The following is a 15616-nucleotide window of genomic DNA, read 5'->3' as shown; positions in this document are numbered from 1 at the left end:
GTGCAGAAGCGCCTTTCTCGGCTGCTGGCTTCTTGCTATAACGCATTGTCTATTGCGAGGAGGTGGGTGTGCCGGAAATCAATGAGTTTGGCCAGCAGGTGAACGATCTTGTCCCTGGCTGGCAGGGGGCGCGAGTCCTGCGGCGAACGGCGTTAAATGGCCGTTTTTGTCAACTGGAGCCGCTGGACGTTGACCGTCATGCGGCGGATCTGTTTGCCGCCTATGCGCTCGGCGACAACAGCGACTGGACGTGGCTGGCGTCTACGCGGCCGGAGAGCGTGGCGGCGACCGCCCACTGGATCGCGGGCAAGGTGAATGATGATGCTCTGGTGCCCTACGCGGTGATTGACCTGCGTAGCGAGCAGGCGGTGGGTATCGTCAGCTATATGGCGATCGAACGGGAAATGGGCACGGTTGAGATCGGCCATGTCACCTGGTCGCGACGGATGAAAAACACCCCGCTGGGTACCGAAGCGGTCTGGCTGTTGCTGAAGAACGGCTTTGATCATGGCTACCGTCGACTGGAGTGGAAATGCGATTCGATGAATGTCGCCTCGCGCAGGGCCGCCGAGCGGCTGGGCTTTAGCTGGGAAGGGCGCCTGCGGCAGAGGCTGGTGCGCAAAGGGCGGACGCGCGACAGCGATATGCTGTCCATCATCGATGGCGAGTGGCCTGCGCGCGATGCGGCGCTGCGGGCGTGGCTGGCGGCGGAGAACTTTGCTGCCGACGGGCAGCAGATCAAACGCCTGGAGGCGTTTCGCTAACATCAGAGGCTGTCCCGACCTTCCGGGAACGCCTCTGCGATTTTGACGCCGCCGATACCGGTAGCGTAAGTGGCTACATTAACCGCTGGCCGCCCGGATCGTAGGCCGGGCAAGGCATAGCCGCCATCCGGCCTAAACGATTAGCGGCGAACCGGCGCGTCGCCAGCGACATAATACGCCGCGGTGCTGCGCGGCAGCGGCTGGCGGCCGCGAATGGCGTCAGCCATCTTCTCGCCGATCATAATGGTGGTGGCGTTCAGGTTGCCGGTGATGATCTGCGGCATAATTGACGCATCGACCACCCGCACTCCTTCCAGACCGTGGACCCGGCCTTCGCCGTCGACCACCGCCATCTCGTCGTAACCCATCTTACAGGTCCCGCACGGGTGGAAGGCGGTCTCGGCGTGGTTGCGCACAAACTCATCCAGCTCGGCATCGCTCTGGCAGTCAATACCCGGGCTGATTTCGCGGCCGCGATACTTGTCCAGCGCCGGCTGGTTCATGATCTCCCGGGTGATGCGAATGGCGTCGCGGAACTCCTGCCAGTCCTGCTCATGGGACATATAGTTAAACAGGATCGCCGGATGGGCGTGCGGGTCGCGCGACTTCAGACGCACGTGGCCGCGGCTGGGGGAGCGCATCGAGCCGACGTGGCACTGGAAGCCGTGCTCTTTCACCGCGTTGGAGCCATTGTAGTTAATCGCCACCGGCAGGAAATGGTACTGAATGTTCGGCCAGGCGAACTCGGCGCGGCTGCGGATAAAACCGCCCGCTTCAAACTGGTTGCTGGCGCCGATCCCGGTGCCGCCGAACAGCCACTCGGCGCCGATCTTCGGCTGGTTCCACCACTGCAGCGCCGGGTAGAGCGACACCGGCTCTTTGCACTCGTACTGCAGGTACATCTCCAGATGGTCCTGCAGATTCTCACCCACGCCGGGGAGATCGTGGACCACCGGGATATCGAACTGCCTGAGCAGCTCGGGGTTGCCGACGCCGGAGCGCTGCAGGATCTGCGGCGAGGCAATCGCCCCGGCGCACAGCAGCACCTCTTTGTTGGCCGTCGCTTTTGACGGGATAGTGCTTTCCCCCTCCAGCCACTCGACGCCCACCGCGCGCTTGCCGGCAAAAATAATGTGATCGGTCAGCGCATGGGTGCGGATGGTCAGGTTGGGGCGACCGCGCGCCTGGTCGAGATAGCCGCGGGCGGTGCTGGCGCGACGGCCCTGCGGCGTCACGGTGCGGTCCATCGGACCAAAGCCTTCCTGTTGGTAGCCGTTGAGATCGTCGGTGCGCGGATACCCCGCCTGCACCCCGGCTTCAACCATCGCCTCGAAGAGCGGATTATTGCCCGGCTTCGGCGTGGTGACGCTCACCGGGCCATCGCCGCCGTGATAGTCGTTGGGCCCGATATCGCGGGTTTCCGCTTTCCGGTAGTAGGGCAGGCAGTCGAGATAGCTCCAGTGTTCCAGTCCCGGGGCGGCGGCCCAGTTATCGAGGTCCAGAGCGTTGCCGCGAATGTAGCACATGCCGTTAATCAGCGAGGAGCCGCCGAGCCCTTTACCACGCCCGCACTCCATGCGGCGGTGGTTCATATAGGGCTCCGGTTCGGTCTCGTAGGCCCAGTTGTAGCGTTTGCCCTGCAGCGGGTAAGCCAGCGCGGCGGGCATCTGGGTGCGGAAGTCGAACCGGTAGTCCGGGCCGCCGGCCTCCAGCAGCAGGACGGTGGTGGTTGGATCTTCAGTCAGTCGTGTCGCCAGAACGTTGCCGGCGGAGCCGGCGCCAATAATGATGTAGTCAAATTGCAAAAAAACCTCCCGGTTAAAATATGGACTGGAATTTACCCATCTCAACCTGGATGGACTTCACCTGGGTGTAACTCTGCAGGGTCATCACGCCGTTCTCGCGGCCAATACCGGAGTGCTTATAGCCGCCGACCGGCATCTCCGCCGGGGATTCCCCCCAGCTGTTGATCCAGCAGATGCCGGCTTCCAGCTGATGAATGGCGCCGTGGGCGCGGTTCAGGTCGGCAGTGACGATACCCGCCGCCAGACCGTAGTCGGTATCGTTGGCGCGGCGGATCGCTTCTTCTTCGGACTCGTAGGTAAGGATGGACATCACCGGGCCGAAGATCTCCTCGCGCACGATGGTCATCTCATCGCTGCAGTCGGTAAACACCGTCGGGGCCACCCATGCGCCGTTGTCAAAGCCTTCGCCCTTCAGCACGTCGCCGCCGCACAGCAGGCGAGCGCCTTCTGCTTTGCCTTTGGCGATGTAGCGCAGCACATTGTCACGGTGCGGGAAGCTGACCAGCGGGCCAAAGTTGGTGGTTTCATCGAACAGATCGCCCGCGCGGATGCGGCCCACGCGCTCAACGATTTTCTGCTCAAACGCCGCCTTAACCTTCGCGGGGACGAACACGCGGGTGCCGTTGGTGCACACCTGGCCGGAGCTGAAGAAGTTGGCCATCATGGCGATGTCGGCCGCGAGATCGAGATCCGCATCGTCGAAAATAATCAGCGGCGATTTACCGCCTAGCTCCATGGTGACCTCCTTCAGCGATGAGGCTGCGGAGTTGGCCATCACCTTTTTGCCGCTGGTGACGCCGCCGGTAAAGGAGACTTTAGCGATGCCCGGATGTTCAGTCAGGTACTGGCCGGTCTCCGCACCCACGCCCGGCAGGACGTTAAACACCCCGTCCGGCAGGCCCGCTTCGCTGTAAATTTCCGCCAGCCTGAGGGCGGTGAGCGGGGTGACTTCGCTCGGTTTGAAAATCATTGCATTGCCGGCGGCCAGCGCTGGCGCCGATTTCCACAGGGCGATCTGGATCGGATAGTTCCACGCGCCGATCCCGGCCACCACACCCAGCGGTTCGCGGCGGGTGTAGACGAACGACGTCTCGCGCAGGGGGATCTGACTGCCTTCCAGCGCCGGGATCAGCCCCGCGTAATACTCCAGCACGTCGGCGCCGGTGACGATGTCCACGGTTGAGGTTTCGGAAAACGCTTTACCGGTGTCGAGGGTTTCCAGCTTTGCCAGCTCGTCGTTGCGCTCGCGCAGGATATCGACGGCGCGACGCAGGATGCGCGAGCGTTCCATGGCGGTCATCGCCGCCCAGATTTTTTGCCCGCGCCGCGCGCTCTCAACGGCGCGATCGACATCCTCGCGTCCGGCAGCCTGAACGGTCGCCAGCACCTCGCCAGTGGCAGGGTTGATGGTCTCGAAGGTGCGACCGCTGGTGGCCGATGTATAACCACCATTAATATAAAGCTGCTGTTCTGCCATTCGGGACATAACGCCTCCTCGGTTATGGGTTCGGTAAATGCTGACGAATAAAGTGGCTGGTCAGCGACTGCGCCAGCGTCTTATCCAGCGGTTTGCCGCTGAGCGCCGCCCGCAGCCACAGGCCGTCTATCAGCGCCGCCAGCCCGTAGCCGGCCTCCTGGGCCTGCCCGCGCGGCAGCTCGCGGCGGAACTCGTACACCAGGTTTGACAGCAGGCGGCGGCTGCTCACCTGCTGCAGGCGGTAGAGCATCGGCTGGTGCATGCTGCTGGCCCAGAAGGCCAGCCAGGCCTTCATCGCCGCGCTGCTGATCTGCGTCTCATCAAAGTTGCCGCCGACTATCGCCTGCAGACGCTCTCCGGCGCTGCCGTCCGGCAGGGCGTGCAGACGGTTAAGCACCGCGTCGCGCAGCTGGCTGGTGATGTCGCGCATGGTCGCTTCCAGCAGACCATTTTTGTCTTTGAAATAGTGACTGATGATCCCCGTCGATACGCCCGCTCGCCGGGCGATCTGCGCGATGGTCGCGTCGTGCATTCCGACTTCATTTATTGCGTCCAGCGTGGCGTCGATCAGTTGCCTGCGCCGGATTGGCTGCATCCCCAGTTTGGGCATTTTTGCCACTCCATTCATCAGCGTTGGTTAACTATTAAAGCGGTTTTTGATTGGACGTTCAATATAAAATGTGTCTTAATTGTTACGTTATTGAATTTTAATAGTTACAAAAACAGTGGGGATACTGGATGACAGATCTTTCGCAAAACAGAGAAAAGGACAAAATCAATCCGGTGGTTTTTTATACCTCGGCCGGACTGATTTTGTTGTTTTCCCTGATGACGATCTTTTTTCGCGATTTTTCTGCCGAGTGGATTGGGCGCACCCTGGACTGGGTGTCGAAAACCTTCGGCTGGTACTATCTGCTGGCGGCGACGCTGTATATCGTCTTCGTCGTCTGCATTGCCTGTTCGCGCTTCGGCTCGGTGAAGCTCGGGCCGGAGCAGTCTAAGCCCGAGTTCAGCCTGCTAAGCTGGGCGGCGATGCTGTTCGCCGCCGGGATCGGCATCGACCTGATGTTCTTCTCGGTCGCCGAACCGGTGACGCAATATATGCAGCCGCCGGAAGGGGCGGGGCAGACCATCGAAGCGGCGCGCCAGGCGATGGTGTGGACGCTATTCCACTACGGACTCACCGGCTGGTCGATGTATGCCCTGATGGGCATGGCGCTGGGATACTTTAGCTATCGTTATAATTTGCCGCTCACCATCCGCTCGGCGCTCTATCCTATCTTCGGGAAAAAGATTAATGGCCCCATCGGCCACAGCGTCGATATCGCGGCGGTGATCGGCACCATCTTCGGCATCGCCACCACCCTCGGCATTGGCGTGGTGCAGCTCAACTACGGTCTGAGCGTGCTGTTCGATATTCCTGACTCGCTGGCGGCGAAGGCGGCCCTGATAGCGCTGTCGGTGATCATCGCCACCATCTCGGTCACCTCCGGGGTGGACAAGGGCATCCGCGTGCTCTCCGAGCTGAACGTCGCGCTCGCGCTGGGGCTGATCCTGTTCGTGCTGTTCATGGGCGATACCTCCTTCCTGCTCAATGCGTTAGTGCTGAACGTCGGCGACTACGTCAACCGCTTTATGGGCATGACGCTGAACAGCTTCGCCTTCGACCGCCCGGTGGAGTGGATGAACAACTGGACGCTCTTTTTCTGGGCGTGGTGGGTGGCCTGGTCGCCGTTCGTTGGCCTGTTCCTGGCGCGCATTTCGCGCGGGCGCACCATCCGCCAGTTTGTGATGGGCACCCTGATTATTCCGTTCACCTTTACCCTGCTGTGGCTGTCGGTGTTCGGCAACAGCGCGCTGTATGAGATCATCCACGGCGACGCGGCCTTTGCCGGGGAGGCGATGCTCCACCCGGAGCGCGGCTTCTACAGCCTGCTGGCGCAGTATCCGGCGTTTACCTTTAGCGCGTCGGTGGCGACCATTACCGGTCTGCTGTTCTACGTCACCTCTGCCGACTCCGGCGCGCTGGTGCTGGGAAACTTTACCTCGAAGCTGAAGGACATCAACAGCGACTCCCCGAACTGGCTGCGCATCTTCTGGTCGGTGGCTATCGGTCTGTTGACCCTCGGGATGCTGATGACCAACGGCATCTCGGCGCTGCAGAACACCACGGTGATCATGGGGCTGCCGTTCAGCTTTGTGATTTTCTTCGTGATGGCCGGACTGTATAAGTCCCTGAAGGTGGAAGATTACCGCCGGGTCAGCGCCAGCCGCGACACTGCCCCGCGCCCGCTCGGCCTGCAGGATCGGCTGAGCTGGAAGAAGCGCCTGTCGCGGCTGATGAATTACCCGGGCACGCGCTATACCAAACAGATGATGGAGACGGTGTGCTTCCCGGCGATGGAGGAGGTTGCCCAGGAACTACGGCTGCGCGGCGCCGCGGTGGAACTGAAGAGCCTGCCGCCGGAAGAGGGCGAGAACCTTGGTCACCTCGATCTGCTGGTGCACATGGGCGACGAGCAGAACTTTATCTATAAGATCTGGCCGCAGCAGTACTCGGTGCCGGGCTTTACCTATCGGGCGCGCAGCGGGAAATCCACCTATTACCGGCTGGAGACCTTCCTGCTGGAGGGCAGCCAGGGTAACGACCTGATGGACTACAGCAAAGAGCAGGTGATCACCGATATTCTCGACCAGTACGAGCGGCACCTGAACTTTATCCATCTGCACAGGGAAGCGCCGGGGAACAGCGTGATGTTCCCGGATGGCTAGTCAGGGGAGCCCCCGTCGGGGAAAGACTGACGGGGGCGACGGGCCGTTACTGGTAGTTAAAAGCGTCCGGATGGTTGTCGAGGCTGCCGCTGAGGGCGGCAAACAGCACGGTTTTGCCATCAATGGACAGGGCGTCGCTGACGTTAAGCCAGGTCAGCTTCTCCTGGTCGGTTTTTTCATCGACCACCGAGTAAACGCCTGACATCTGTTTGGTTTTTTCCGACCAGATCACCGCGATACGCTCATGGCCGCAGTCGTGGGGTTTGCAGGCGCTTAGCACCTGCCAGGATTCGCTACCCAGCTTCACCGTCTGCGCCGGCGACCCGGTGCCGCCGGTGGTCACCCAGGCGGGCAGCTGATGGCCTTTGACCATCTGGTTAAACGACGCCCGGGTGGCGGTATCGTGAGCCAGACTGTTCAGCGTGACGTCGCCTTGCGCCATGACGCTGGCGGAGGCGGCTAAGGCGATAATAGCGGTAAGCGTTTTAAACATGTTTCCTCCTGGACTTATTCCGTCCTCATAACAAGCCTCTTTATAGTGAGCGTAGATAATGATTAATGCAAACTATGACATAAATCCCGTGAATGATTAGCAGCGGTGCGCGCATGGACGTTACGCTAAGCGATATGCCATGATGCGGATTGATTAAAATTTTCCAATATATGCCCTTGTGATAAAGCAGTTAGCGAAATGGCATAGTTATTCAGGCGATAAAGCATGGCGTATGTGAATCATCTACTGACGTTTATTGAGAGTAATCCGGCGCTGGCGGTGGGATTTAACCTTATTCTGCTGCTGCTCTCTGGCATATTTGCCCACCTTTTATGCAAGTTCTTGCTGATTAAAGTGGTGCGTAAGGTCTTCTTTGGTAGCCATAAACAGGACGTGCCGTTGGAGAAGGATCGACGCATCGCCGAAAAGCTGTCCAATTTCATTCCGGTTATTATCGTCTATTACGTTCTGCAGTTTATGCCGGCGATGCCGGCATCGCTGGTGACGGCGATTAATACCATCTGCGGGATCTTGTTTTTTATTTTTATGTCGGTGTTTTTCAACGAGATGCTGGATATTGTCAACAGCTCTTATCTGCGAAAAACCAAACGTAAAAATCATTCCATTAAGGGCTATATCCAGATAGGCAAAATCTTAGTCCACATCCTGGCGGCGATTATGATCCTCGCCGTGATGTCGAACAAATCGCCGATCATTATTATCTCCAGTCTCGGGGCGGTGGCGGCGGTGCTGATGATCGTCTTCCAGCATACCCTGCTGTCGCTGGTGGCGAACGTTCAGCTGTCGTCCAACGACGTGCTCCAGCTGGGGGACTGGATTGAAATGCCTGACAAGAACCTCAGCGGTGAGGTGACGGATATCGCGCTGCACACCATTACCATCCGTAACTGGGACAATACTATTTCCCGTATTCCCACCAAGAATTTCCTCACCGAGACCTATACCAACTGGCAGGCGATGTTCTCCTCCGGGGCGCGGCGGATCATGCGCAGTATCGCCATCGATCAGCACTCAGTGCGTTTTCTCAACCAGGAGATGCTCTCCTCGATGCTGACTATCCGCGGGGTAAGCGAGCCTCTGACCACGCTGCTTGACGGTCGGGATCCCGGCGGCGTGGCCGACCGCTGGTTTGTCGATAACGGGCTGACCAACCTGACCCTGTTTCGCCACTATCTGATGCACTATCTCGCCGAGCGACCAGATATTATTAAGGAGATGTACATTGTGGCGAGAACGCTGAAACCGTCGCCGTCGGGCATCCCGCTGGAGATTTACTGCTTTACCTCCTCAACGCTGTGGAAAGACTACGAAAACACCCAGTCGGCGATATTTGAGTACATTACCGCGGTGGCCGGGCAGTTCTCCCTGCGCCTCTATCAGTATCCCGCCGGGCACGATTTCTGGCGTCTCTCCCAGGAGCACGCCGCCCGGGCGGGCCTGCCGCCGTCGGCGGAAGGCTAAGCGCTGAGCTGCTGGCGCCAGAGGGCGATCTCCTCCTCCAGCCAGGCGATGAACCGGGCGACTTCCGGGCGGTTCTCCGCCTGCGGGGAGACGGTCAGCCAGTAGTGCCAGGGGTAGGGGACGGTGACGGCGGTGAGCTGCACCAGCTCGCCGCGGGCTATCGCCCCCGCCACCAGCGAGCGCCGCTCCAGCGCCACGCCCGCTCCCAGGCGAACCGCCTCCAGCACCAGGTTGGAGTCGTTCAGGCGCAGGCCCGCAGGGACGATGGTCTTTTCCAGCCCCGCCTGGCTGCACCAGGCGTTCCAGGACTCCATGGAAAAAACGATATCGCTGGCGGCGATCGCCTGCGGGGTGGTCGGCAGGTCGCCGCCGCGATAGTGCGGCGCGGCCACCACCAGCTGTTCATCGGCAAACAGATGTCGGCTGTCCATCCCCTCCCAGTCGCCTTGCCCCATGCGAATGGCCAGATCGATACCTTCCTGCTGCAGGTTGACCACCGCCAGGCTGGTCAGCAGGCGCACCGCGATCTGCGGATGCCGCGCCTGAAAGCGCGCCAGCCGCGGCAGCAGCCAGTGGCAGCCAAAGGAGGGGAGCGTCGCCAGGGTCAGTTCCATCGTGCGGGGTTTGATCTGCACCATCCGCGTGGCGTCGGCGATGTGCTGTAACGCCTCGCGGATTTGCAGGGCATAGAGCCGCCCCTCTTCCGTGATGCGCACCCCGCGGCCGTGGCGGACAAACAGTGTGACGCCGACCAGGGCTTCCAGCTGTTTGATATGCTGGCTGACCGCCGAATGGGTCACGCTCATCTCGTGGGCGGCCTGCGTCACGCTGCCGAGGCGCGCCACCGCCTCAAAGCTGCGCAGGCTGGCGACAGGGGGAAAATCTGCCATGGTGATCTCTCAGTCAGTGAGTCGATACGTTAACGTTACTACCGGGTTAGCGGGTTTTAAAGCCGCCGCGAGCAGACAGTGGACGGGCTTCAGGCGCTCTCAGTCGGTATAACACAGGGGAGACAGGCGGACTATCCCGTGGCGCCATTTTGTTAGTTTTTCTAACCTTTGCGGTAAGCATCCCCTGATATTCGCGGGGCGGGTTTTCCAGTAAGGTAAGCCAGCAACCCCTTTATCGCAGGCAGGAGTGACGATGAAACTCATTGGTATGATGGATTCACCTTATGTAAGACGCGTGGCTGTTTCTCTGGCGCTCTATGGCGTGGAATTCGAGAGCCTGCCGCTGTCGGTCTTTAGCGGCTTTGATGAATTCTCCCGTATTAATCCGGTGGTCAAGGCGCCGACGGTGGTTCTCGATGACGGGACACAGCTGATGGATTCCACGCTGATCCTCCACTATTTCGAAACGACCCATCCCGCCGGACGCCGGCTGCTTCCCGCGCATCCCGAGGCGCTGGCCCGCGACCTGCACCTGCTGGGGGTGATCCTCGCCGCCAGTGAAAAAGCGGTCCAGCATGTTTATGAGCACCGTCTGCGGCCGGAGGAGAAGCAGCATCAGCCGTGGATAGCCCGGGTGACCGGTCAACTGCTCGCCGCCTGTCGGGAATGGGACGCCCGGCTGGCAGACCGCGTTGCCGCCGCGCAGCCGGACCAGGTGTTGGTCACCAGCACGGTGGTCTGGTCCTTTATCCAGTTGATGATCCCGACGGTGGTGCCGGCAACGGCGTTTCCGCATATCCGCGCGCTGGCGGAGAAAGGAGAGGCGCTGCCGGCGTTTCAACAGTATCCGCTGAGTTAACGGCGGGGAAGGCGAGGGGCGCCGCAGCGTGGCGCCCTGAAGCAGGAGAGGATCACCAGCAGACAAACCCGCCGTCGACCACCAGGTCTACGCCGGTGCAGAACGAGGCGGCGTCGCTGGCGAGGAACAGCGCCGGGCCGGCCATCTCTTCCACCTTCGCCATCCGCTGCATCGGCGTCTGGCTTTCAAACTCGCGGGTCTGGTGCACCATCTCCGGGCGGGTATTCATCGGCGTGGCGGTATATCCCGGGCTGATGGAATTGACGCGGATCCCTTTGTCCACCCACTCCATCGCCAGGCTTTTCGACAGATGGATCACGCCGGCTTTGGAGCAGTTGTAATGCGCCTGGTCGAGGCCGCGGTTAACGATAATCCCCGACATCGAGGCGATGTTGATAATCGACCCGCCGCCGGACTCCAGCATCAGTTCCGCTTCCGCTTTGCAGGAATTCCACACCCCGGTGAGATTGATATCGATCACCCGCTGCCATTGCTCGCTCTCCATCGCCAGCGCCGGATTGGCGTTGGCGATCCCGGCGGCGTTGACGGCGATGTCGAGGCGGCCAAAGCGGCTTTTGGCCAGCGCGACGGCGGCGCGCAGGTCGGCCAGCTGGCGGACGTCGCCGGTGTAGGCGCAGGCCTGGCCGCCGATAGATTCAATATGACTGACCGTTTCCGCCAGCCCGCCGTCGTCGCGAAGATCAAAACAGACCACCCGCGCGCCGGCGCTGGCGAGACTGCAGGCGATAGTCTGGCCAATGCCGCTGCCGGCGCCGGTAACGAAGGCGACGCGATCCTGCAGGCTAAACAGCTGTTGTGCAAAGTCTTTACCGATCATAATGATTATTCTCTTCAATATAGTGTCGAACGTCGGGAGCCTGACGTCCCGGATAGCGGCGCGTCGCGCCTAATCCGGGCTACCGTGCTCAGGACATAATCAAACCGCCATCGATATTAATGGTCTGTCCGGTGAGATAGCGGGCGTCGTCGGAGGCGAGAAACGCCACCAGGCCGGCGACATCTTCCGGCTTGCCGGCGCGCTTCATTGGAATGCCCTCGACCCACTCCGCCATCAGCTCGCCTTTGCCGTAGCGCTTCTGCTCGGTGCTGAGAATTTCGCCCCACACGCGGTCGTTGTAATCCCACATTTCGCTTTCAATGATGCCCGGGCAGAAGGCGTTGACGGTGATATTCCACGGCGCCAGCTCGTGGGCCAGGCTTTGGGTAATGCCGATCACGCCCATCTTGCTGGCGGCATAGTGCGGGGTGTAGATGAAGCCCTGACGCCCCTGGCCGGATGAGGTGTTGATCAGGCTGCCGTGGTTCTGTTTCACCATATATTTGGCCGCCTCGCGGCAGCATAGCCAGACGCCGGTGGTATTGACCGCCAGCACTTTCTCGAAATCGGCTTTTGGCATCCGATCGTAGTAATCAATGGTGATGACCCCGGCGTTCTGAATCGAGACGTCAATGGTGCCGAAGCGGGCGGCGGCCTGCTCATACAGCCCCTGCACCTGGGCTTCATCGGTGACATCGACCTGCAGCGATAAAATATCCGCCTGATAGCGCTGACGCAGGGTTTCGGCGGTCTCATGAACGCGCTCGGCGTTGGAGACCATCACCAGGTTTGCGCCGTCGCGGGCGAAGCGCTCGGCAATACCCGCGCCAATGCCGCGACAGGCGCCGGTGATCACCACCGTTTTGTTCTGGAAATCTCGTTGCATATTTTTTCCCTTTCGCTGAGCCGGGCACCAGGCCCGGCGGAAGATGTGAATCGTTGCCGGTTAGCTGGAGGTGGCGCCGTTGGGGGGGAGGGCGGCCAGTTTCTCCTCATGGCGGCGCATCAGGATGACCTTGCTCTGCAGCTTCTGCTGGAACTGGTCGACGACCACGGCGGTAACGATCACCACGCCTTTGATCACCATCTGCCAGAAGTCGCTGACGCCCATCATCACCATGCCGTCGGCAAGGAAGACGATCACGAAGGCGCCGATAATCGAGCCGGTCACCCGACCACGGCCGCCGGCCAGCGCGGTGCCGCCGAGTACGGTGGCGCCGATGGCGTCCATCTCAAACATGTTGCCGGTCATCGGATGCGCGGTTTGCAGTTGTGATGCGACGATCAGGCCGACAAAGGCCGCGCACAGGCCGGAGAAGGCATAGACGAATATTTTCGCTTTCACAATCGGCACGCCGGCAAGGCGGGCGGCGGACTCATTGCCGCCGATGGCGTAGATGTAGCGGCCAAGCGGCGTTTTGGTGGTCAGCCAGTAGCCCAGCACCAGGAAGCCGATCATCAGCCAGATGGGAAGATAGACGCCGAGCAGAGTGCCGGAGCCGAGGGTGGCGAAACCGGTGTTGCCCAGCGCTTCCATACCGTTGAGATTCGGGTAGGTGCTCCCGTCGTTAAACAGCAGCGCGGAGCCGCGGGCGACGTACATCATGCCTAAGGTGCAGATAAACGGCGCCACGCCGAAGCGGGTGATCACCGCGCCGTTCACCAAGCCGACCAGTACGCCGAAGATCGCCACGCAGAGGATCACTTCCGGGACGTTAAAGAAGAGGATGTCGCCGTTCCACAGCGGCAGGCCGTTGGTCAGCAGCGCGCCCGCCACCATGCCGCAGATCCCCGCCACCGCGCCGACGGACAAATCAATGCCGCCGGTGAGAATGACCAGCGTCATGCCGATGGCCAGCAGGCCGGTGATCGCCACGTGCTGGGTCATGATCAGCAGGTTAGAGGCGGTCAGGAAGTTGGGTACCATCACGCTGAAGAATGCGATCACCAGCAGCAGGGCGATAAAGGTGCGGGCCTTCAGCAGGTACATATAAATCATATATTTCTGGTTCATGATGGATTCCAGCCTGATTAATCTTGAGGTGTTGAAGCCGCGATTAACTGTTCGCGGGTCACCGCATGACGCGGTAGATCGGCGGTAATGCGGCCATCGGCCATCACCAGGATGCGGTCGGCCAGGGCCATCACCTCATCCAGCTCTGAAGATGAAAACATCACCGCCAGCCCCTGCTGGGCCATTTTGCCGATCAGGTGATAGACGTCGGTTTTCGCGCCGACGTCGATGCCGCGCGTCGGTTCGTCGAGGAACACCACCTGCGGCTGGGTCATCAGCGCTTTACCCAGCACCACTTTTTGTTGATTACCGCCGCTCAGCGAGGTGATGGGCAAATTGGCGTCGCTGACCTTGATCGCCAGCTGCTGGATCATCGTTTTCACGCAGGTCTCTTCTTTTTGCGGATTCAACCAGCGCCAGGCGCGGCGAAACCCCTGCAGGCTGAAATCAGAGAGCGTCATGTTGGCCTGAATCGACATCATCTGCACCACGCCTTCGCCCTGGCGGTCCTCCGGCACCAGCGCCAGCCCCTTTTTCAGACGCTGCTGAAAGCGTGATTTGCCGATGCTTTCGCCGTTGAGATGCACCTCGCCGCGCTGGCAGGGCATCAGCCCCACCAGACCTTTAAACAGCTCGGTGCGTCCGGCCCCCAGCAGGCCGTAAATGCCGATCACTTCACCTTTGCTAAGAGTGAAGGTAACGTCATTGAGCTTGTAGCCGCCGCTGGGATGCAGCGCGGTCAGCCCCTTGACGTCAAGCACCGCGTTGCCTTTTGGCGCCGGTTGATAATCAAAGTGTTTTTTCTTATCGCCGACCATCTGCTCAATGATCCACGGCACGCTGGCGTCGCTGACGTGACGCTCGCTGATAAAGCGACCGTCGCGGAAAATGGTGATGTTGTCGCCGATCTCCATCAGCTCTTCGAGGCGATGCGAGATATAGATAATGGTCACCCCGCGGCGCTTAAGCTGCGCGATCACCTTGAACAGCACTTTCACCTCAGACTGGCTGAGCGCCGAGGTGGGTTCGTCCATGATCAGCACCCGGGTGTCTTTCGACAGCGCGCGGGCAATCTCGACTAACTGCTGGTGGCCGATACCGAGTTCGCCCAGCGGGGTGTAGGGATCGACATCCAGCTCCAGTCGCTCCAGCAGCGATTTGGCCAGCGCGTACTGGTATTTTTCGTTGATGCGTCCTTTCTGAAAGAATTCATTTGCCATGAAGATGTTGTCCATCACATTCATATTGGGAAATAAATTCAGCTCCTGGAAAATAATGCTGATGCCGAGTTTTTCTGCCTGATGAGTCGAATGTAATGAAACCGCTTCGCCATCGAGAATAATTTGCCCGGAGGAGGGCGTTTCCACACCGGCAAGCATTTTCATCATGGTGGATTTACCCGCACCATTTTCTCCGATCAGCACGTTGACCTTATTTCGATAGACCCGGTAATTGACATTATCCAGGGCGGTCACGCCGGGATAGACGCGCGACAGGCCGCGGGTTTCGATAATCACTTCGGACTCAGCGGGCTGGGGAGCGACGAGTTCTTGCGGCGCCATATTATTGCCCCCCCGCGTGAACGATTTTCGCCGGGGTAATTTCCGGGAGAGTTGGCGGAATATCCCAGGCCGAGAAGACGCCGTAGACCTCCACGCTGTCGCCGGTTTTGAGGTTGGCGGTCTGAATCATTTTGACTGCCTGGCTGTTGATATTCTTGCTGTACTCGCCGAACAGCACCTGGTCATTAAAGTCCTGATAGCTGGCGCCGCTGTAGCCGTCGCGCAGCTGGGTGCCGCGCAGGGTGGGGCCAATCTGCACCGTCACCTTGCCGACGCTGGGGTCGGACAGGGTCATCTTGCCGCTGCGCGAGGCGGTATCGAGTTTGCTGACAGTACCTGAAACCTTGACGTAGAAGATGCAGGGGTTTTCGTCCTGCGCGCGGTAGCCGAGGGTTTTGCAGGCGCTATCAATGTCTTTTGCCGCCTTGAGCGCGCTCATCAATTCCGCCGCCGGGCGCGCTTTCGTCACCACCTGCGGTACGATGCTCTGCTGCCAGGTTTTATCCATATTTGCCATATGCGGGTTGGGCGGCGATTTCAGGTCTGCCAGCTCCTGCTGCGAGACGATGCGACAGCCCCCAAGCGCCAGCACGGCCAGCGTCAGACAGGTTTTCTTAAACATAATGCTCTCCTCTGCGCCCCCGCAGGGGCGCAACCACC

14 protein-coding genes are annotated in these 15616 nt (G+C 60.3%); 4 read left to right on the top strand and 10 right to left on the bottom strand.

What is annotated here, in order from left to right; all coding sequences use genetic code 11:
• The first annotated feature begins 68 nt into the window (after nt 1-68).
• On the top strand, nt 69-764 hold the full coding sequence (locus tag AC6CWS_RS07460) for a GNAT family N-acetyltransferase (protein WP_023288756.1): 696 nt from the start codon (nt 69-71) through the stop codon (nt 762-764).
• Between the two features lie 140 nt (nt 765-904).
• Here the strand turns inward: AC6CWS_RS07460 and betA are convergent, their stop codons facing one another.
• The 3 genes from betA to betI are packed head-to-tail and all read right to left on the bottom strand — an operon-like array spanning nt 905 to nt 4656.
• Entirely contained in the window at nt 905-2569 is a 1665-nt protein-coding gene (gene betA / locus AC6CWS_RS07455; protein ID WP_065882572.1) for a choline dehydrogenase, read from the bottom strand.
• A gap of 13 nt (nt 2570-2582) precedes the next feature.
• The gene (betB, locus tag AC6CWS_RS07450) at nt 2583-4055 is read right to left on the bottom strand and encodes a betaine-aldehyde dehydrogenase (RefSeq protein ID WP_065882571.1); all 1473 of its coding nucleotides are present in this window, start codon (nt 4053-4055) and stop codon (nt 2583-2585) included.
• 13 nt (nt 4056-4068) lie between these two features.
• Nucleotides 4069-4656, bottom strand: coding sequence for a transcriptional regulator BetI (gene betI, locus AC6CWS_RS07445; protein ID WP_065882570.1), 588 nt, complete (start codon nt 4654-4656; stop codon nt 4069-4071).
• 128 nt (nt 4657-4784) lie between these two features.
• On the opposite strand from betI, the gene betT reads away from it, so the two are divergent.
• Nucleotides 4785-6818, top strand: coding sequence for a choline BCCT transporter BetT (betT, locus tag AC6CWS_RS07440; RefSeq protein ID WP_023288760.1), 2034 nt, complete (start codon nt 4785-4787; stop codon nt 6816-6818).
• A gap of 46 nt (nt 6819-6864) precedes the next feature.
• Here betT and ivy read toward each other — a convergent pair whose 3' ends face one another.
• Nucleotides 6865-7311, bottom strand: coding sequence for an Ivy family C-type lysozyme inhibitor (gene ivy / locus AC6CWS_RS07435; RefSeq protein ID WP_023288761.1), 447 nt, complete (start codon nt 7309-7311; stop codon nt 6865-6867).
• Nucleotides 7312-7536: 225 nt separating this feature from the next.
• Between ivy and AC6CWS_RS07430 the strand changes: the two genes are divergently transcribed.
• Nucleotides 7537-8793 (top strand): mechanosensitive ion channel family protein, encoded by a 1257-nt coding sequence (locus AC6CWS_RS07430; RefSeq protein ID WP_023288762.1) that lies wholly within the window; start codon nt 7537-7539, stop codon nt 8791-8793.
• Here AC6CWS_RS07430 and AC6CWS_RS07425 read toward each other — a convergent pair.
• On the bottom strand, nt 8790-9683 hold the full coding sequence (locus AC6CWS_RS07425) for a LysR substrate-binding domain-containing protein (protein WP_065882569.1): 894 nt from the start codon (nt 9681-9683) through the stop codon (nt 8790-8792). The two genes, AC6CWS_RS07430 and AC6CWS_RS07425, sit on opposite strands and share 4 nt — an antisense overlap.
• Before the next feature lie 253 nt (nt 9684-9936).
• Between AC6CWS_RS07425 and AC6CWS_RS07420 the strand changes: the two genes are divergently transcribed.
• Entirely contained in the window at nt 9937-10542 is a 606-nt protein-coding gene (locus tag AC6CWS_RS07420; protein WP_032455047.1) for a glutathione S-transferase family protein, read from the top strand.
• A 52-nt stretch (nt 10543-10594) separates the two neighbouring features.
• Here AC6CWS_RS07420 and AC6CWS_RS07415 read toward each other — a convergent pair whose 3' ends face one another.
• From AC6CWS_RS07415 to AC6CWS_RS07395, 5 genes are all read right to left on the bottom strand, one after another.
• Nucleotides 10595-11380: an SDR family oxidoreductase gene (locus AC6CWS_RS07415; protein WP_023288765.1), complete on the bottom strand. Its 786-nt coding sequence runs from the start codon at nt 11378-11380 to the stop codon at nt 10595-10597.
• An 88-nt stretch (nt 11381-11468) separates the two neighbouring features.
• Nucleotides 11469-12266, bottom strand: coding sequence for an SDR family oxidoreductase (locus tag AC6CWS_RS07410; RefSeq protein WP_002893589.1), 798 nt, complete (start codon nt 12264-12266; stop codon nt 11469-11471).
• Nucleotides 12267-12326: 60 nt separating this feature from the next.
• Complete coding sequence (locus AC6CWS_RS07405) at nt 12327-13394, bottom strand: ABC transporter permease (protein WP_023288766.1); 1068 nt, start codon at nt 13392-13394, stop codon at nt 12327-12329.
• Nucleotides 13395-13411: 17 nt separating this feature from the next.
• Nucleotides 13412-14956, bottom strand: coding sequence for a sugar ABC transporter ATP-binding protein (locus AC6CWS_RS07400; protein WP_023288767.1), 1545 nt, complete (start codon nt 14954-14956; stop codon nt 13412-13414).
• A gap of 1 nt (nt 14957) precedes the next feature.
• A complete protein-coding gene (locus tag AC6CWS_RS07395) occupies nt 14958-15578 on the bottom strand; it encodes a DUF2291 family protein (RefSeq protein WP_032455053.1) in 621 nt (206 codons plus the stop codon).
• Nucleotides 15579-15616: the final 38 nt, after the last annotated feature.

It is taken from the genome of Klebsiella sp. M041, assembly GCF_059759695.1.
Note: the sequence above shows the minus strand (reverse complement) of the source record. Positions and strands in the feature narration are given on the sequence as shown.